This window comes from Citrobacter rodentium NBRC 105723 = DSM 16636 (assembly GCF_021278985.1).
In the GTDB taxonomy this organism is placed as follows: Bacteria; Pseudomonadota; Gammaproteobacteria; order Enterobacterales; family Enterobacteriaceae; genus Citrobacter_A; species Citrobacter_A rodentium.
In genome coordinates this window covers 2,608,268-2,627,211 of sequence record NZ_CP082833.1, presented here as the reverse complement: position 1 = coordinate 2,627,211, position 18,944 = coordinate 2,608,268, and the positions used below count along the sequence as shown (strand labels likewise).

The following is an 18,944-nucleotide window of genomic DNA, read 5'->3' as shown; positions in this document are numbered from 1 at the left end:
TCCAGAAAGTTGCTGCGAAGCGCATGGAAAGCAAAATTTACAGCGGTGATAGCGAAAAATGTCGTTGAAAAAGCGTCAGTGTAAACGTATACACTGGGAAGCAGAACTCACTGCGAGGAGAGACAATGGTTTACCAGCCTGATGAAAATCGCTATCAAAAGATGGCGTATCGCCGCTGCGGTCACAGCGGTCTGAAGCTGCCGGCGGTTTCGCTGGGGCTATGGCATAACTTCGGCGACGCCACCCTGATTGAAAACAGCCGCGCCCTGCTGCGCCGGGCTTTCGATTTGGGGATTACCCACTTTGACCTCGCCAATAACTACGGACCGCCGCCGGGATCGGCAGAGCGGAACTTTGGCCGACTCCTGCAGGAAGATTTTTTACCCTGGCGCGATGAGCTTATTATTTCGACCAAAGCGGGCTATACCATGTGGGACGGCCCTTACGGCGACTGGGGATCGCGCAAATACCTGATTGCCAGCCTCGATCAAAGCCTGAAACGCATGGGGCTGGAGTATGTGGATATTTTTTATCACCACCGCCCCGACCCCGAAACGCCGCTGACGGAGACGATGAAGGCGCTGGATCATGTTGTCCGCCAGGGGAAAGCGCTGTATGTCGGGCTCTCGAACTACCCTGCCGCTCTCGCGCGTGAAGCCATTGCTATCCTGAACGATCTGGGAACGCCATGCCTGATCCATCAGCCTAAATATTCGCTGTTTGAGCGCCAGGCGGAGGAGGGATTACTGGCGTTATTACAGGAAAAAGGCGTGGGCAGCATCGCCTTTTCGCCGCTGGCGGGCGGACAGCTCACCGACCGCTACCTGCACGGCATCCCGGCGGATTCACGGGCGGCAAGCGGCAGCCGCTTCCTCAGTCCGGAACAGCTGACGGAGACGAAGCTGGAAAAAGTACGCCAGCTCAACGCGCTGGCTGAAAAGCGCGGCCAGAAGCTGTCGCAAATGGCGCTGGCGTGGGTGCTGCGTAACGACGACGTCACATCGGTGCTGATTGGTGCCAGTAAACCGGCGCAGATTGAAGATGCCGTGGGGATGCTGGCAAATCGTCATTTTACCGCTCAGGAGCGCGCCGCCATTGAGCAGATACTTGCCGACACGCCTTAAGCGCTGTCTTTAGCAATTCGTGCTCTCGTTTATGATTTAAGAGTTAAGGCGATGAAACGGGGCTTTACGGCCCCTTAATATTGCGTTAACAGGCCGATTACGGCTTCGATCGTGAAGGAGAAAAAGTATGTTCAGGTCACTGATTCTGGCGGCAGCCCTGCTGGCTTTTGCACCGCTGGCCGCGAATGCGGGAGAGATCACCCTGTTGCCATCAATAAAATTACAAATCGGCGATCGCGACGACTATGGCAGATACTGGGACGGCGGCTACTGGCGCGACCGTGATTACTGGCATCGTCACTATGAGTGGCGCGGCGACCGCTGGTGGCGGCACGATAACGGCAAACACCGCGGCTGGGATAAGCGCAAAGCTTACGAACGCGGATACCGCGAAGGCTGGCGCGATCGCGACGATCATGGCGGTCGTGGACGCGGCCACGGTCATAAGCACCATCATTAAACCACGCAGGAAGAGTTCGCCGGGCAGCGCTACGCTGACCCGGCTTTTGTTTTTTTACAGCCCCAGCGCCGTCCCGACCAGTAACCAGACGTTGAGCACCACTACCAGCGCCACGATCAGCCAGCCAGTGAGTTTTATCCAGCGGGTATTAACCAGATCGCCCATTACGCAGCGGTCGCTGGTGAAAATCAGCAGCGGCACCAGGGCAAGGGCAATCCCAAAGCTCAGCAGCACCTGGCTCATCACCAGAATGCGGGTCGGATCCAGCCCCAGCAAAATCACCACAAACGACGGCATCATTGTGATGGCGCGACGCACCCATAGCGGAATATGGAAACGCACAAATCCCTGCATAACCACCTGCCCCGCCAGCGTACCAACCACCGTGGACGACAGCCCGGCGGCAACCAGACTCAGGCCAAACACCGTTGCCGCCGCGTGACTGAGCAGCGGTTCAAGGGTCAGATAAGCCTGATCGAGATCAGCAATGCCGGTGTGTCCGCTAAAGTGAAACGCCGCCGCGGCGGTAGCCATCATCGCCAGGTTAACGAATCCGGCAATGGTCATGGCGATCGCCACATCCCACCGGGTCGCCGCATAGCGCTGATGTCGCGTACCGCCGTGCGAATGCTGGGTGAGCGAGGAGTGCAGGTAAATCACGTGCGGCATAATCGTCGCGCCCAGCACCCCGGCCGCCAGAAAGACCGCCTCTGAGTTCGGCAGGCTGGGGATCATCATCCCTTTACTTAACTGCGCCAGACTGGGCCGGGAAAAAATCAGTTCGACAATATAGGCAATCGCCACAAACAGCAGCAGCCCGCCGATCGCCTTTTCCAGCGGTTTTTGTCCCCGACGTTGCAGCATTAGGATTAGAAACGTGGCGATACCGGTCAGCACCGCGCCCTGCAATAGCGAGACGCCGAGAATGAGCTTAAAACCAATCGCCGCGCCGATAAATTCCGCCAGATCGGTCGCCATCGCGATAATCTCGGCCTGGATCCAGTAAAACCAGACGACCGGGCGCGGATAATGGTCGCGAATTTGCTCGGCTAGATTTTTACCGGTGGCGATCCCCAGCTTTGCCGACAGCACCTGAATCAGCATCGCCATCAGGTTTGCCCACACCACTACCCACAACAGCGTGTAGCCAAAACTGGCCCCGGCCTGAATGTTGGTGGCAAAGTTACCGGGATCGATATAGCCGATAGCGGCAATGAACGCAGGCCCCATTAATGCGAACCTTAACTTGCGCGCGGCCTTTCCACTGCTACGCTCAACGCGATCGTCTGTCATCTCGTACCCCGGTAATATAGCCTTTGCTATGTTTCATGCTATGCCTGTTGAGAATAGTTATCAAATTCATTTAAAAAGTTAACGGTGATTTCTCTGACAGGCAGGAACAATTGATCGTGTAAAAACTGGAAATGTGCGCAGCGTGATTAACAATATAATAAAATATTAGCACAGTGACGTAACTTTTCACTTCCATACTAAACATAACAGAAATGTATGACTGCTTACTAATTTTGAATCCCGTCACAGGACCGGATTATAGTGTGTGTTTGATCTCGTTTTCTTTGCATCTGTTACATAGAATGTGCACGGAAATTAAACCTGCCTCATATTTGGAGCAAATATGGACCGCGTCCTTCATTTTGTCCTGGCGCTAGCCGTTGTTGCGATCCTCGCATTGCTGGTAAGCAGTGACCGTAAAAAAATTCGCATTCGTTATGTCATTCAATTACTTGTTATCGAAGTATTACTGGCGTGGTTCTTCCTGAACTCTAACGTCGGTCTGGGCTTCGTGAAAGGATTCTCCGAACTGTTTGAAAAACTGCTCGGATTCGCCAATGAAGGGACCAACTTCGTCTTTGGCAGCATGAACGATCAGGGTCTGGCGTTCTTCTTCCTGAAAGTGCTCTGCCCTATCGTCTTTATCTCCGCGCTGATCGGTATCCTCCAGCACATTCGCGTGCTGCCGGTGATTATTCGCGCGATTGGTTTTCTGTTATCCAAAGTCAACGGCATGGGTAAACTGGAATCCTTTAACGCGGTCAGCTCCCTGATCCTCGGCCAGTCTGAGAACTTTATCGCCTATAAAGACATTCTCGGCAAAATGTCCCGCAACCGCATGTACACCATGGCGGCCACGGCGATGTCCACGGTATCCATGTCTATCGTCGGCGCGTATATGACCATGCTGGAGCCGAAATATGTGGTGGCGGCGCTGGTTCTCAACATGTTCAGTACCTTTATCGTTCTGTCGCTGATTAACCCATACCGCGTTGACGCCAGCGAAGAAAACATCCAGATGTCGAACCTGCATGAAGGACAGAGCTTCTTCGAAATGCTTGGTGAATATATTCTGGCGGGCTTTAAGGTGGCGATTATCGTTGCCGCGATGCTGATCGGCTTTATCGCCCTGATCGCCGCGCTGAACGCTCTGTTCGCTACCGTAACCGGCTGGTTCGGCTACAGCATCTCCTTCCAGGGCATTCTGGGCTACATCTTCTATCCGATTGCGTGGGTGATGGGCGTGCCGTCCAGCGAAGCGCTGCAGGTGGGCAGTATTATGGCGACCAAACTGGTTTCCAATGAATTTGTCGCCATGATGGATCTGCAAAAAATCGCCTCCACGCTCTCTCCGCGCGCGGAAGGTATTCTTTCCGTGTTCCTGGTCTCTTTCGCTAACTTCTCCTCCATCGGCATCATCGCTGGCGCGATTAAAGGCCTGAATGAAGAACAGGGTAACGTGGTTTCCCGTTTCGGTCTGAAACTGGTTTACGGCTCTACCCTGGTGAGCGTCCTGTCGGCGTCTATCGCCGCACTGGTGCTGTAAGACCGCGTCGCAATAAAAGCCGGGGAATACTCCCCGGCGGAGCATGAAGGCCTGATGGCGCGACGCTTATCCGGCCTTCGTTCCCGATGTCTCTAACGGCTGTGGCCGTCCAATCAGGTAGCCCTGCAAATAGTTCACCCCCATGCTTAACAGCAGATCCCGCTGCTCCGGCGTTTCCACGTATTCGGCCACCACGCTTAATGATTTGGTTTTCGCCAGCTCAGTTATCGACTTCACAATCATCGCATCCAGCGAGTCGTTGAGTATGTCCTTCACAAACACGCCGTCAATTTTGATAATGTCCGCCTGCAGACGCTTCAGCCGTTCGTAATTAGCGTAGCCCGTACCAAAATCATCAATCGCAATTCTGAAGCCGAACTTATGCAGTTGCTCAATATTCTGCACGCTGGCCTCAGAGTTGGAAAACGCCTGCTCTTCGGTGATTTCAATGATCACCGTTTCCGGCGCGATGCCGTAGCGGTTAAACAGACGAATGATCCGCGGGGCCGTCTCTTTTTGCAGCAGGGTCAGCGGCATTAAATTCACCGAGAAACGCGGGCCGGGTTCGGCAGAGGGATGGGCGGCAAGCCAAGTCAGCAGCGCCTCCACCACCTGCAAATCAAAGCGGGCGCTGAGGTTAAACTGCGCAATCAGCGGGATGAAGCGATCCGGCGTCATGATGCCATCATCGCACTTCAGGCGTGCAAGGATTTCGTCGTAGCCTTTGCCCTGGCTGTCGCGGATAGGCTGCGCGTAAAGCAGCAGATCGCCGCCGTCGAGCGCTTTGCGGATTTTATTAAGTAACAGCACACGCTCGGTCGTCTGTCCGGTCGCCGCCTCCAGACTGTTGGTCAGCGCCATAACGCGATGATGCGTACAGGATTGCTCAGCCAGCCAGCTCAGTTGCCCAAGCAGCGGCTGCAACGTCTCCTGTTTACCGTCCCAGCCGCCCCAGGAGGCGCCATAGCCCATATCCAGCCCGGTATTGTTCCAGTAGATTTTACGACTATTCAGCAGGTCGAGCATATGCTGCAGGCGAGCCTCCGTTTCCGGCCCGCGCAGAACCAGCAGTAGTTCGCTGCCCGGAAGCTGAAAAATCTTTTCCCCTTCCAGCAGCAGCGGCTGAAGCATACGGTACACCGTGCGCTTACAGTGAACGCGCATTAACATACCGTAGTGACGACTGAGAAACTCCAGATTATCCAGCCGCAGGCTGCACACGCTCTGCCCTGACTCTTTTTGCAGAAAATGTTCCAGCGCGCGCAAATTGGGCAGGCGGGTCAAGGGATCGGTCAGCGCCTGTTGATGCCAGCGCTGGTTCAGCCAGTTGCTGCGCTGATAAATCCGCGTCATATAGAGCAAACAGATACTGAACGATATCAGGGCTGAAAGAATAAATGCCAGCGAATATTCCGACCCGACGCCCTGCAAAAAATTTCGGTTATAGGTCAGCAGGCACAGCGTCGAGATCGCCCAGCTTAAGTTTAAAAACGGGTAGCTGAATTTACCGACGCCGGTAGTAAAAAGAATGAAGAACACCGGCACCAGATAGCCCGCGATATACGCATTATCATAGGGGGCGCACATGACGAACAGCAACGCGGCCAGCCCGAACAGCCAGCATAGCGTGAATAACCGCTGTTTTTTCTCCAGCGACGGCGCGATATCCCTGCGCCAGAAGGTGCGCGCATAGCGAGGATTCACGATCATTCGCATCGGGTAATAAAACAGCATGGTAAAGATCAGCGCCGCTGAAATCAGGCTCAGGATATCGACAATGGTAAAAATCGCCGCCGCAGCGCCAAAAAAGGTCGAAACCGCAACCGGAAAGTCAAAATAATGGCCGGCCAGGTACATACTGATTTTCATACCCAACGGCGCGATAAAACCGAGCCAGATTACCCTGCGCCAGATATTGCGGTTCGGTAATCCGTAGCGCCAGCGTGAACCAATTCGCCAGCGCGCCAGCGCGCAAACGCCTAATACGCAGAATATCTGGCAGAACAGCAGTACGACACTCTGCGTAAACGATAGATCGAGATTCCAGAGGTTGGTGATAAACATCCCCAACACAATCGGCGCCACGCCGCGCCTGCCGAAGATAAGCAGCACCGCAAACATCACGCACAGCGGCAGCCAGGAAAGGTATATATAACTGGAGTCAACGGCGGCAAGCGGAGAGATAAAGCGTGAAAACTGGATAGCGATAATCGAGAGCGTTATTGCCAGCGCGAATATTCTTATATTATTTATCAGGTTATGCTTTACTGGCATGGTATGACTGCTCTCACGGAACGCATGATTAATCACATAAATGATAAGTTTATTCGCATCGCGAAGCAAACCTGTGCCTGCCAGATACTGCCAGATAAATGGATAACATTACGCAATCAGCCACTGGCCTAACAGAAACTGTATAACAAAAAAGCCTGGCCTGCAGAGATAAAAAAACCCCCGCTTCGCAGCGAGGGTTCAGAAGGTGGTGGAGCTAAGCGGGATCGAACCGCTGACCTCTTGCATGCCATGCAAGCGCTCTCCCAGCTGAGCTATAGCCCCACAATCTCTTTACGTACCAAAAATGTTGGGTTCACTTTTGGTGGAGCTAAGCGGGATCGAACCGCTGACCTCTTGCATGCCATGCAAGCGCTCTCCCAGCTGAGCTATAGCCCCACAATCTCTTTACGTACCAAAAATGTTGGGTTCACTTTTGGTGGAGCTAAGCGGGATCGAACCGCTGACCTCTTGCATGCCATGCAAGCGCTCTCCCAGCTGAGCTATAGCCCCACAATCTCTTTACGTACCAAAAATGTTGGGTTCACTTTTGGTGGAGCTAAGCGGGATCGAACCGCTGACCTCTTGCATGCCATGCAAGCGCTCTCCCAGCTGAGCTATAGCCCCGTCACGTAAAGCTTGTCGAGTTGACGGGCGGCATCATATGAATTCCCTTCGCATGTGTCAACGGCAAATTGACGCCGCCGATTCTAATCGCTGAAAAAGCAGACAAATGAAGAACCTTGCGTGGCAACTCGCATTCAGTAGTTAAACGCGTCACGGTTTCTACTAAAATGGTGCTATAAAATGAACCACTAATAAACCATACAGCTAATCAGGGAATTGCCATGTTCAAGGAACGGATGACGCCAGAAGAACTCGCCAGTCTGACCGGTTACAGCCGTCAAACCATCAATAAATGGGTGCGCAAGGAAGGCTGGGTGACATCGCCTAAGCCGGGCGTTCAGGGGGGAAAAGCGCGTCTGGTGCATGTAACTGAGCAGGTTCGTGAATATATCCGCAGTGCAGAACGCTCTGCGGATGGGGTTTCTGACGATTTTTTGTCCACTACGGGCGATGCGTCGCTTGAAGCTCTGTTAATCAAACTCGCGAAAGAGATGACGCCTGCGGAACAGAAAAAAATCACCTCTTTACTTCTGCGGGAAGGTATTACCGGTTTGTTACAGCGCTTAGATATTCGCGACAGCAAATAATTAATATGAAAAGATTACGCAGCAAAATGACTACCGAAGAGCTGGCGCAATGCCTCGGGGTCGCCAGACAAACCGTAAATCGTTGGGTCCGCGAGCAGAAATGGGAAACAGAAAAGTTTCCAGGCGTGAAAGGTGGTCGGGCAAGGCTGGTGCATATCGATTCGCGCGTTCAGGAATTCATTCTGAACATTCCGGCGTTTCGCAATCACTATGCGTTTTATCAGGCGCAGGAGCCGCTGGCCGAATACAAACCCGGCGCGCGCAGTCATGCTTATCGTCAGATCGTTGATGCTGTGGAAAATATGTCCGCTACGGAACAGGAAAAGCTGGCGATGTTTCTTTCGCGTGAGGGTATTCGCAGCTTTCTTGCCCGTCTGGGCATTGAAGAATCGCAGACGCGTTAAACGCGGCGCTGTCAGGATACAGGCCGGGACACCCTCCCCGGCCTGCCTGGTAAAAATTTATTGCTGTGCTTCACGCCCGGCAATAAACGCCAGCGCTTTGTTGATGCGCTCAATGCTGCGGGCTTTACCAATCGCATGCACCGTAACGTCCAGGCCCGGCGACTGACCGGCGCCAGTGACGGCAACGCGCAGCGGCATTCCTACTTTACCCATCCCGACTTCCAGCTCATCGGCGGTCGCCTGAATCGCATGGTGCACGTTTTCCGCGCTCCAGTCGCTGATTGCCGACAGTTTGTCACGCACCACTTCCAGCGGCTGACGGGCGACCGGACGCAGATGTTTTTTCGCAGCATCGGCGTCGAACTCCGCAAAATCCTCATAGAAATAGCGGCAGCTCTGCGCCATCTCTTTCAGCGTTTTGCAGCGCTCGCCCAGCAGTTTCACCAGCTCCGCCAGCTGCGGGCCGTTACGGGTGTCGATATTTTCCTGCTCAATATGCCACTGAAGATGCGTTGCCACATATTCCGGCGCCAGCGAATTAATATAGTGGTGGTTCAGCCACTGCAGTTTTTCCGTATTGAACGCGCTGGCGGATTTGCTGACTGCGCCAAGGGAGAACAGTTTGATCATCTCTTCACGGGTGAAGATCTCCTGATCGCCGCTGGACCAGCCCAGACGCACCAGGTAGTTGAGCAGCGCTTCCGGCAGGTAACCGTCGTCACGATACTGCATTACGCTCACCGCGCCATGACGTTTAGACAGTTTTTTACCGTCGTCGCCGTTGATCATTGAGACGTGCGCATAGACCGGCACCGGCGCATTCAGCGCTTTCAGGATGTTGATCTGGCGCGGCGTGTTGTTGATATGGTCTTCACCGCGAATAACGTGGGTGATTTCCATATCCCAGTCGTCCACTACCACGCAGAAGTTATAGGTCGGGGAACCGTCGGTACGGCGGATAATCAGATCGTCCAGCTCCAGATTGCTGAACTCGATCGGTCCGCGGATCTGGTCGTCAAAAATAACAGAACCCTCCTGCGGGTTCGCAAAACGCACCACGCACGGCTCATCGTCCGCATGATGCTCATGACCGTGACGGCAGCGGCCGTCATAGCGCGGTTTTTCACCTTTCGCCATCTGCTCTTCACGCAGCGCGTCCAGACGTTCTTTAGAGCAGTAGCATTTATAGGCCGTGCCCGCTTCCAGCATCTCATCAATAACGGCGTTGTAACGATCAAAACGTTTGGTCTGGAAATAAGGACCTTCGTCCCATTCCAGGCTCAGCCAGTTCATGCCATCCATAATGGCTTCAATAGCTTCCGGCGTGGAACGTTCAAGATCGGTGTCTTCAATACGCAGCACAAACTCACCGCCGTGGTGACGTGCGAAAAGCCAGGAATAGAGAGCAGTACGCGCACCACCGACGTGCAGATAGCCTGTCGGGCTTGGCGCGAAGCGAGTTTTGATTTTCATGAAATGGCCTTACGTTGATAAAGATGCCGACAGCCGGCAAATCCGGGAAAAATTAACGTTCGGTATTCTATCACTCCCACCTGATTCCTCAATGATGTTACCGCCAGAACCTCTGGCTTTGCTATTTTCGTATAGAAATCATGCGCCACGGCGTGATTTGCAAACGTTTTGCTTAAATTTACGACGAACGAACAATTTCTTTAGAAAATGCGTTGACTCATTTTCAACTCTCCCTATAATGCGACTCCACACAGCGGGGGTGATTAGCTCAGCTGGGAGAGCACCTCCCTTACAAGGAGGGGGTCGGCGGTTCGATCCCGTCATCACCCACCAACTACTTTATGTAGTCTCCGCCGTGTAGAGAAGAAATTGAGAAGTGGGTGATTAGCTCAGCTGGGAGAGCACCTCCCTTACAAGGAGGGGGTCGGCGGTTCGATCCCGTCATCACCCACCACTTCGGGTCGTTAGCTCAGTTGGTAGAGCAGTTGACTTTTAATCAATTGGTCGCAGGTTCGAATCCTGCACGACCCACCAATGTAGAAAGGCGCCTTTTTGCTGTCTGCGCTATTCCATGCCGGATGGCGGCTACGCCTTATCCGGCCTACAAGCGAAGCGCTATCAGACAAGACCCTCCTTGTTACCCCCTTTTGCATCCTGGCAGCTCGTCACGATAAATAAGACGGAACAAATATCATTAAATTAAATTTACCGCAGAGCGCACATAGTGCCTCACTATTAATCCCTTGAAAAACAAGATTTAATGCTGTCATTTATCAGGCAAAGATGATCCACATCAAAAAATAACCGTACAAATTATCATCTACTGTTTCAGTTTATTTAACTTTTCCCGGTTTTTACCCGGTAGCCAGGGAGGCGGTTATGGCAGAGAAAGGACTGCGTTTCACGCTGGAAGTGGAAGGACAGCCCCCGGAAACCTTTGCGGTGGTCAGCTTCCGGCTGGTTCAGGATTATTCCGTTCCCTTTACGCTTGACGTGGATGTTGCCGGTGAGGGCTTCCGGCTGACGCCGGAAGCCCTGCTGGAGAAAGAGGCCGTGCTGACTATCCTGACCGGCGCCACAATGCAGCGCCGTATGAGGGGGATTGTCACCCATTTCGGCATCCGTGATTACAACGGATGGCAGATCCGCCATCAGTTGATCATCCGTCCGCCGTTATGGCGCGCCGGGCTGCGACAGAACTTCCGCATCTTCCAGCAGCAGGATATTCAGTCCATTACTGCCACATTACTGGACGAAAACGGCGTCACCGACTGGACGCCCTGCTTTTATGAGCATCATCCGCCCCGTGAATTCTGCGTTCAGTACGGCGAAACCGACCTGGCATTTCTGACACGACTGTGGTCAGAGGAAGGCATTTTCTTTTTTGAGCGCCAGGCGCACGAAGGCGATAAACAGACGCTGGTGCTGTGCGACAATGCCGCCGGATTAACCACCGCAGGCGACATGCCGTTTAATCCCAACCATACCACCGAAGCCTTCACCCGCTGTATCAGCGCCTTCAGCTATCTGGCGCAGATACGCCCCTCGTCGGTCAGTACCCGGGACTATACCTTTAAGGCCCCCTCCTGGCCGGGATGTTTCGACCGTGAAGGCGATAACCTGAACGGTCAGTACAGGCAGTATGAGATTTTTGATTACCCGGGCCGCTTTAAGGATGAGCAGCACGGTCAGGATTTCGCCCGCTATCAGGCGGAAGGCTGGCGCAGCAACGCCGAAACCGCCAGCGGCGAAAGCCACTCCCCGGCGCTGTGGCCGGGCGCGCAGGTCACGCTTACCGGACATCCGGTCCCTCCACTGAACCGGGCCTGGCAGATCATCAGCAGTACATTGACGGGAAAACAGCCGCAGGCGCTGAAAGGCAGCCGCGGTCCGGGCACCACGCTGGATAATCAGTTCAGCGTTATTCCTGGGGACAGAACATGGCGACCCCAGCCGCTGCTGAAGCCGAAAGTCGATGGTCCGCAGCCTGCCGTGGTGACCGGACCGCCGGGCGAAGAGATCTTTTGCGATGAACATGGCCGGGTACGGGTGAAATTTATCTGGGACCGCTATCACGGCGAAAACGAAGACAGTTCCTGCTGGATACGGGTGTCACAGGCGTGGGCAGGCGCGGGATTTGGTAATCTGGCGGTTCCCCGCGTCGGTCAGGAAGTGATTGTGGACTTCCTCAACGGCGACCCGGACCAGCCGCTTATCATGGGGCGAACCTATCATGAAGATAACCGTTCGCCGGGAGATTTACCCGGAACCAGAACGCAGATGACCATCCGTTCAAAAACGTATCAGGGCAGCGGCTTTAATGAACTGCGGTTTGAGGATGCGACCGGACAGGAACAGGTGTATATCCATGCGCAGAAGAACATGGATACCGAAGTGCTGAACAACCGCAGTACCGACGTGAAGGTCAACCACACGGAAACCATCGGCGGAAACCAGGTTATCACAGTGAAACAGAACCAGATGCAGACGGTGGTGCAGAACCAGCAGGAGAATATCGGCCAGAATCAGTCCGTCACCGTCGGGCTGAACCAGGCGGAAACGGTGGGCGTGGCCCGTGCCCTGACGGTCGGAGTGGCGTATCAGACCACGGTGGGCGGCATGATGAACACCTCAGTGGCGCTGATGCAGGCTTCGCAGGTGGGAATACAGAAATCGCTGCTGGTCGGTAAAGGATATGACGTCAGCGTCGGGGAAAATGTCACATTTACGGTGGGGAAAAACCGGCAGGAAAGCGCAGGCAGGGTCGCCGTTTACTCCGCCGGCGAGCATCTGGAACTGCGCTGCGGGCAGGCGCGGCTGGTGCTGACGCAGGACGGCAGCATCTTTCTGAACGGCACGGCGATTAATTTGCAGGGAGTGCAGACCATCAGCGGCGATTCGCTGATGATTAACTGGAACTGCGGCGCGACAAAAAATCCTCCGGATGCGCCGGAGTAGTAAAGCCTTTACCGGAACACACAAGACAATAAACAGAAGGAACTGATCATGAGCGGAAAACCGGCGGCCCGTCAGGGCGACATGACACAGTACGGCGGGCCGATAGTTCAGGGGTCAGCGGGCGTGTTTATCGGTGCCCCCACCGGCGTCGCCTGTTCGGTCTGTCCCGGCGGCATCACCTCCGGCTCGCCGGTTAACCCCCTGACAGGCGCCAAAGTGCTGCCCGGCGAAACGGACCTCGCCCTGCCCGGCCCGCTGCCGTTTGTCCTTTCCCGCACCTACAGCAGTTATCAGACGAAAACGCCTGCGCCTGTGAGTGTCTTCGGTCCCGGCTGGAAAGCCCCTGCTGATATCCGCCTGCAGCTTTCTGATGACGAACTTATCCTTAACGATAACGGCGGGCGCAGCATTCGCTTTGAGCCACTGTTCCCCGGTGAGACCGCCTTCAGCCGCAGTGAATCCCTGTGGCTGGCCCGCGGCGGCGTGCTGACGCTGCATGAAAGCAACCCGCTGCACCGCCTGTGGCAGACCCTGCCGGAGAAGATTCGCTCAGGCCCGCACGTTTACCTGGCCACGAACAGCGCGCAGGGGCCATGGTGGATTCTGGGCTGGCCTGAGCGGGTGCCGGAGGCGGATGAGGTCCTGCCCGCCCCGCTGCCGCCGTACCGGGTGCTGACCGGGCTGGCGGACCGCGCCGGGCGCACGCTCAGTTTTCACCGGGAGGCCGCCGGTGAATTCACCGGCTGCATCACCGCCGTGACCGACGGCGCAGGCCGCCGTTTCAGGCTGGTACTGACCACGCAGGCGCAGCGGGCGCAGGCGGCGCGTCAGCAGGCCATTACATCCGGAATAAAAGCCCCTGAATTTCCGCAGACGGTGCCGGTTTCCGGCTACGGCGCGGACAGCGGTATCCGCCTGGAGGCGGTGTGGCTGACGCATGACCCGCAATACCCGGACAACCTGCCCGCCGCGCCGCTGGCGCGTTATGAATACACCCCGCGCGGGGAGCTGGCGGCGGTGTATGACCGGGGCGGCGTCCGGGTGCGTCAGTTTGAATACGACCCGCAGCATCCGGGACGGATGTGCGCGCACCGGTACGCCGGACGCCCGCCGGTCACCTATCTTTACGACACCGCCGGCCGGGTGGTGGAGCAGCGTAACCCGGCGGGCCTGAGCTACCGCTACCGGTATGAAAGGAACAGCGTCATGATTACCGACAGCCTGAACCGCCGCGAAGTGCTGCACACGGAAGGCGAAGGCGGGCTGAAGCGGGTGGTGAAGAAGGCACTGGCGGACGGCGGCTGTGTCCTCAGTGACCATGATAACGCGGGCCGCCTGCTGGCGCAGACTGACGCCACAGGGCGCAGGACAGAATACCGGATGAATGCCGGCTCCGGCCTGGTGACGGAAATTGTCACGCCTGACGGCCGGTCCGTGCGGTTCAGCTATAACGACCGGCACCAGCTCATCTCCTCCACCGGGGCGGACGGCCTGCGCAGCCGGCGGGAATATGACGACCGGGGACGGCTGACGGCAGGGACCTCCCGTCAGGGCGACACCACCCGCTGGTTTTATGATAATCCGGACAGTGAGCTGCCCTGCGCTGTGGAAGACGCCACCGGCAGCCGCAGGACGATGACCCGCAACCGTTACGGCCAGGTGCTGACCGTCACCGACTGTTCGGGATATGAAACCCGTTATGAGTATGACCGCTTCGGGCAGACCACAGCGGTTCACCATGAGGAAGGGCTGAGCGTTTACCAGGATTACGATAACCGGGGCAGACTCATCAGCCGGAAGGATATACAGGGCCGGGAGACGCGTTACGAATACAGCATCGCGGGCGACCTGACCGCCATCATTCATCCGGACGGCCGCCGCCATGAAACGCGTTATGACGCGGCGGGACAGCCGGTCAGCCTGAGCGCAGGCGGCCTGACGCGGCAGATAACATACGATGCTGCCGGGCGCGTCACCGCGCTGACGAATGAAAACGGCGCTGTCACCACGTTGACTACGACGTCATGGACCGGCTGACGGAAGAGTGCGGCTTTGACGGCCGGACACAGCGTTACGGATATGACCCCGGCGGACAGCCTGTCCGCAGCGAAGAGGGCTCCCTCATCACCCTCTGGCATTACGATGCCTCCGGTCGCCTGACGCACAGCACGGTGAACGGTGAGGAGGCTGAACGCCGGCTGTACGATGAGCGCGGCTGGCTGACGGAAATCAGCCACCCCGGCGACGGCCACCGCGTCGCGGTTCACTATGAGTATGATGATAAAGGCCGGATGCGCAGCGAGCGACAGACCGTCCACGCCCCGCAGACAAATGAACTGCTGTGGGAGCACGTCACGCAGCACGATTACCGGAACGGACTGGCGACCAGAACCACCCCTGACCACCTGCCGCCGGTGGAATGGCTGACCTACGGCAGCGGTTATCTGGCGGGGATGAAGCTCGGCGACACGCCGCTCACCGACTTCACCCGCGACCGCCTGCACCGGGAGACACTGCGCAGCTCCGGGGCATACGAACTGGCCAGCACGTACAGCGCAGGCGGGCAGCTGCAGCGCCACACGCTGAATATAACGGAACTGAACCGGGAATACGCCTGGAGCGACGGCGGAGAGCTGGTGAGTATCCGCGGTCCCCTGCAGCAGCGGCAGTACCGGTACGACGACGCGGGACGGCTGAATCAGGTATTCCTGACCGCCACAGAAACGACAGCAGACTGGCTGACCGACCCGGCGGGCAACCGCATTGCGGACCGGCAACAATACCCGGCGCTGCCCGCAACATGGCCGGATAACCGTATCACTGAGGACAGCCACTGGTTTTACCATCACGATGAACACGGCAGGCTGACGGAGAAGGACGAGCGGCGCATCCGCGACGGCGGCAGCCTCAGCCACCATTATCATTACGATACCCGGCACCGGCTGGTGCGTTATGTCCGCATGCAGCAGGGACAGACGCGGCTGGAAAGCCGCTACCTGTATGACCCTGTGGGCCGCCGCACAGGCAAACGGGTATGGCGAAGCCCGGGCGGGAAAGACCGCCCGTCCCTCAGCCACACGCCGGAGGTGACGTGGTACGGTTATGACGGCGACAGGCTGGTGACCACGCAGACGGCGGACCGCCGTGTGCAGACGGTATACATGCCGGGCAGCTTCACGCCGCTGCTCAGGGCCGAAACGGAACTGGCGGAGCTGGAGAAGGCCGCCGCACACCGCACGCTGGCGCAGAAGCTTCAGCAGGAGGCGAACATGACGTTCGTGCCGGAGCTGGTAATGATGCTGGACGTGCTGGAGGGGGAGCTGCGGCGCGGAGAAGTCAGCGAGCCGAACCGGCAGTGGCTGGCGCAGTGCGGGCTGACGCCGGAGTAGATGAAGAACCAGACGGAGCCGGAATACGTGCCGCGGCGTAAAATCCACCTCTACCACTGTGACCACCGGGGCCTGCCGCTGGCGCTGATACGCCGGGACGGAGGGACGGCCTGGCAGGCGGAATATGATGAATGGGGCAACGTGCTGCGGGAGGATAACCCGGAGGGGCTGGAGCAGCTCATCCGCCTGCCGGGGCAGCAGTACGATGAGGAGACAGGGCTGTACTATAACCGTCACCGGTATTATGACCCGCAGCAGGGACGGTATATTACGCAGGATCCGATTGGACTTAGAGGGGGATGGAATTTATATAGCTATGCATTTAATAACCCAATGAAATATATTGATCCAAGAGGATTAGATATATGGTTGGAAGGCGCTGCACCCGGTGAACCGGATCTTCATCAAAGTGTAAATGTAGGTGATCCTAATGGGAGTTATGATTCATACAGTTATGGATTGAGTGGCTTCATTACCGGTGAAGTCTATAAAGATGTAAATCAAGGAGGAGTGATCGTTGCTTACAAGACAACAACATATGAACAGGATGAAGCCTTTAAAGAAATAATGGAAGGAAAAATTGGTGATAGTGGTTATTATGGCTATGATGATATTTGCCGAAGCTGGAGCCAACGTCAATTTAAGGAAGCTCCTGGTCAATTAACCAGTCCTCCTAAAAGAGATGGTGCTATCACTACAATGGGATTAGGTGCCTTATCCTCAAGAGGAAGTAGCACTACAAATAGTGGAACGTCCAAATGAAAATTTTAATTTTTATCGTTGGATTTATCTCCTCAATTGTTGCATTAATAGCAATTAATACAACCGCTATAAATGAGGCTGTGTATTATAGGTTGTTTGTTATTGTAACAGTGTGTAGCATAGTATCGATATTAGCATGTTTATTACTTTATTCTGGTGGAGGATGGCAGCGTTATATTTTATTTAGTGGAGTATATTCTATATATAACGTAATTTGCCGCTGCTTTGGATATATGATTTAGTTGTATTGAAAATCCTTATTGCAATGGAATAAATTCGTCAATCGCGGGAGCAATACGATGCGGAGACGGGGCTGTACTATAACCGTCACCGGTATTACGACCCGCAGCAGGGACGGAATATTACGCAGGATCCGATTGGACTAAGAGGGGGCTGGAGTCTATATACTTATCCGTTAAATCCTGTCATGGACGTAAGCGGCTCGCCAGAACCGTATTGATATTTACTGAGAGCTCAGATCAACTTTCCAGGGCAACAGATCGCGTACCCGATTTGCCGGCCAGTCCTGGATATGCTCAATGACGTAACGCAGCCATTTTTCTGGCTCCACATTGTTCAGACGGCATGTGCCGATCAGCGAGTACAACACCGCCGCATGTTCGCCACCGCTGTCAGAACCCGCGAACAGCCAGTTTTTCCGGCCTACGGCCACTCCCCTTAAGGCGTTCTCTGCGATGTTGTTGTCGATTTCCACCCAGCCATTACTGCAGTACACGTTCAGGCTATCCCACTGTTTCAGCAGGTATGCGAACGCTTTTGCCGTATCCGAGTGACGCGACAGTGTTTTCATCTGAGTCTGTATCCAGTCATACAGTGACTGCATCAGTGACGCAGCTCTGGCTTTTCTTGCCGCCAGACGCTGTTCTGCTGAACATCCCCGGACTTCTGCTTCGATGGCATACAGTTCACCGATACGCTGCAGGGCTTCCGTGGTGATATCGGTTGGCGCTCTTGCATGCACATCGTGGATTTTTCTCCGGGCATGGGCCATACACGCGGCTTCCGTTATTCTGCCGGATTCGTATAACGCCCGGTAGCCACCGTAAGCATCGGCCTGAAGCACTCCGCTGTAACCGGACAGGTGATTCTGTGGATGTATGCCTTTCCGGTCCGGGCTGTACGCGAACCAGACCGCCGGGGGCATCTGTGAACCGGCGTTACGGTCATCACGGACGTAGACCCACAGCCGGGCTGTCCGGGTTTTACCGCTGCCCGGCTCCTGGACCGGGACGGGGATATCATCAGCATGGACTTTACCGGGCATCAGCACATACTGGCGCAGGACGTCATACAGCGGCTCCAGCAGTTCAGCAACAGCACCTGTCCAGCGCCCCAGTGTGGCACGGCTCAGCTCCACTCCCTGACGACGGTATATTTCTGACTGGCGGTATAACGGCAGATGGTCTGCATATTTCCCGGTGACAACATGGGCCAGAAGCCCCGCTCCGGCATAACTGCGTGCAATGGGTTTTGAAGGTACTGGTGCCTGCACGATATGGTCGCACCGGCAACAGGCCAGTTTCGGACGTTGTGTTTCGATAACCTTAAAGGCGCTGCTGATAAGCTCCAGTTGCTCTGACACATCACATCCCAGAGAACTGAGTTCACCACCACAGGCAGGACAGCATTCCTCTTCCGGCCGGATAACCCGGGTTTCACGGGGAAGTGAGGCCGGTAACGGTTTACGGGCTGAAGACTGGCGCAGGGCGGATGGCAGTGCCGGGTCATATTGCTCACCCAGCGTTTCAGCCATTTCTTCCTGAAGTGCGCTGATTCTCTCCTGTGCATCCTGTATCTGCCGTTCGGTTTTTGCGCGAAGTTTTTCTGAGCTTTTACCGAACTGCATACGTTGCAGTTTCGCAACCAGCGCCTTCAGCCGGTTGATTTCGGAAGCATAAGCCGCCACCCGCTGTGAGAGCAGGCGGTTGTATTCGGCCATCTGGCGGATGGTGTCCTGTTGCGTCTGCAACAGTGCCCGCAGGCGGGCGTTCTCATGAGCAAGTGAGGTGTCCATATCCTCACTTTACAA

The 18,944-nt window shown here is 55.7% G+C and carries 11 protein-coding genes, 7 tRNA genes and 2 pseudogenes; 11 read left to right on the top strand and 9 right to left on the bottom strand.

Annotated elements, in window-relative coordinates; all coding sequences use genetic code 11:
• The first annotated feature begins 125 nt into the window (after positions 1 to 125).
• Entirely contained in the window at positions 126 to 1,124 is a 999-nt protein-coding gene (gene mgrA, locus K7R23_RS12450) for an L-glyceraldehyde 3-phosphate reductase (protein WP_012906968.1), read from the top strand.
• 127 nt (positions 1,125 to 1,251) lie between these two features.
• Positions 1,252 to 1,584: a DUF2502 domain-containing protein YpeC gene (ypeC, locus tag K7R23_RS12445; RefSeq protein WP_012906969.1), complete on the top strand. Its 333-nt coding sequence runs from the start codon at positions 1,252 to 1,254 to the stop codon at positions 1,582 to 1,584.
• A gap of 54 nt (positions 1,585 to 1,638) precedes the next feature.
• Here the strand turns inward: ypeC and K7R23_RS12440 are convergent, their stop codons facing one another.
• Positions 1,639 to 2,877 (bottom strand): Nramp family divalent metal transporter, encoded by a 1,239-nt coding sequence (locus K7R23_RS12440; protein ID WP_012906970.1) that lies wholly within the window; start codon positions 2,875 to 2,877, stop codon positions 1,639 to 1,641.
• On the bottom strand, positions 2,858 to 2,914 hold the full coding sequence (locus K7R23_RS25965) for a hypothetical protein (RefSeq protein ID WP_420830982.1): 57 nt from the start codon (positions 2,912 to 2,914) through the stop codon (positions 2,858 to 2,860). The genes K7R23_RS12440 and K7R23_RS25965 overlap by 20 nt, the downstream gene beginning before the upstream one ends.
• A 306-nt stretch (positions 2,915 to 3,220) precedes the next feature.
• On the opposite strand from K7R23_RS25965, the gene nupC reads away from it, so the two are divergent.
• Positions 3,221 to 4,423: a nucleoside permease NupC gene (gene nupC, locus K7R23_RS12435; protein ID WP_012906972.1), complete on the top strand. Its 1,203-nt coding sequence runs from the start codon at positions 3,221 to 3,223 to the stop codon at positions 4,421 to 4,423.
• A 66-nt stretch (positions 4,424 to 4,489) separates the two neighbouring features.
• Here nupC and K7R23_RS12430 read toward each other — a convergent pair whose 3' ends face one another.
• The 5 genes from K7R23_RS12430 to K7R23_RS12410 form a co-directional block, all read right to left on the bottom strand.
• Positions 4,490 to 6,697, bottom strand: coding sequence for a bifunctional diguanylate cyclase/phosphodiesterase (locus tag K7R23_RS12430; RefSeq protein ID WP_012906973.1), 2,208 nt, complete (start codon positions 6,695 to 6,697; stop codon positions 4,490 to 4,492).
• A 206-nt stretch (positions 6,698 to 6,903) separates the two neighbouring features.
• Positions 6,904 to 6,979, bottom strand: a tRNA-Ala gene (locus K7R23_RS12425).
• Positions 6,980 to 7,017: 38 nt separating this feature from the next.
• Positions 7,018 to 7,093 (bottom strand) — tRNA-Ala (locus K7R23_RS12420).
• Between the two features lie 38 nt (positions 7,094 to 7,131).
• Positions 7,132 to 7,207 (bottom strand) — tRNA-Ala (locus K7R23_RS12415).
• A gap of 38 nt (positions 7,208 to 7,245) precedes the next feature.
• Positions 7,246 to 7,321: transfer RNA gene (locus tag K7R23_RS12410), tRNA-Ala, on the bottom strand.
• Between the two features lie 221 nt (positions 7,322 to 7,542).
• On the opposite strand from K7R23_RS12410, the gene K7R23_RS12405 reads away from it, so the two are divergent.
• Positions 7,543 to 7,908, top strand: a complete 366-nt coding sequence (locus K7R23_RS12405; RefSeq protein ID WP_024132824.1) for a YfeC-like transcriptional regulator — start codon at positions 7,543 to 7,545, stop codon at positions 7,906 to 7,908.
• Positions 7,909 to 7,913: 5 nt separating this feature from the next.
• Entirely contained in the window at positions 7,914 to 8,312 is a 399-nt protein-coding gene (locus K7R23_RS12400) for a MerR family transcriptional regulator (RefSeq protein WP_012906975.1), read from the top strand.
• A 57-nt stretch (positions 8,313 to 8,369) separates the two neighbouring features.
• Here K7R23_RS12400 and gltX read toward each other — a convergent pair whose 3' ends face one another.
• Complete coding sequence (gltX, locus tag K7R23_RS12395) at positions 8,370 to 9,785, bottom strand: glutamate--tRNA ligase (protein WP_012906976.1); 1,416 nt, start codon at positions 9,783 to 9,785, stop codon at positions 8,370 to 8,372.
• A 257-nt stretch (positions 9,786 to 10,042) separates the two neighbouring features.
• Here gltX and K7R23_RS12390 point away from each other — a divergent pair.
• From K7R23_RS12390 to K7R23_RS25960, 6 genes and pseudogenes are all read left to right on the top strand, one after another.
• Positions 10,043 to 10,118 (top strand) — tRNA-Val (locus tag K7R23_RS12390).
• Between the two features lie 45 nt (positions 10,119 to 10,163).
• Positions 10,164 to 10,239: transfer RNA gene (locus tag K7R23_RS12385), tRNA-Val, on the top strand.
• Positions 10,240 to 10,243: 4 nt separating this feature from the next.
• Positions 10,244 to 10,319: transfer RNA gene (locus tag K7R23_RS12380), tRNA-Lys, on the top strand.
• Between the two features lie 345 nt (positions 10,320 to 10,664).
• Positions 10,665 to 12,743, top strand: coding sequence for a type VI secretion system Vgr family protein (locus tag K7R23_RS12375; protein WP_012906977.1), 2,079 nt, complete (start codon positions 10,665 to 10,667; stop codon positions 12,741 to 12,743).
• A 48-nt stretch (positions 12,744 to 12,791) separates the two neighbouring features.
• A pseudogene (locus K7R23_RS12370) lies at positions 12,792 to 16,894 on the top strand (RHS element core protein).
• Between the two features lie 274 nt (positions 16,895 to 17,168).
• Positions 17,169 to 17,354, top strand: a pseudogene (locus K7R23_RS25960) (RHS repeat-associated core domain-containing protein); the annotation flags it as partial.
• 3 nt (positions 17,355 to 17,357) lie between these two features.
• Here K7R23_RS25960 and K7R23_RS12365 read toward each other — a convergent pair.
• Positions 17,358 to 18,929 carry an IS66-like element ISCro1 family transposase gene (locus K7R23_RS12365; protein ID WP_012904571.1) on the bottom strand — a complete coding sequence of 524 codons (1,572 nt, stop codon included), beginning with the start codon at positions 18,927 to 18,929 and terminating at the stop codon, positions 17,358 to 17,360.
• Positions 18,930 to 18,944 lie beyond the last annotated feature (15 nt).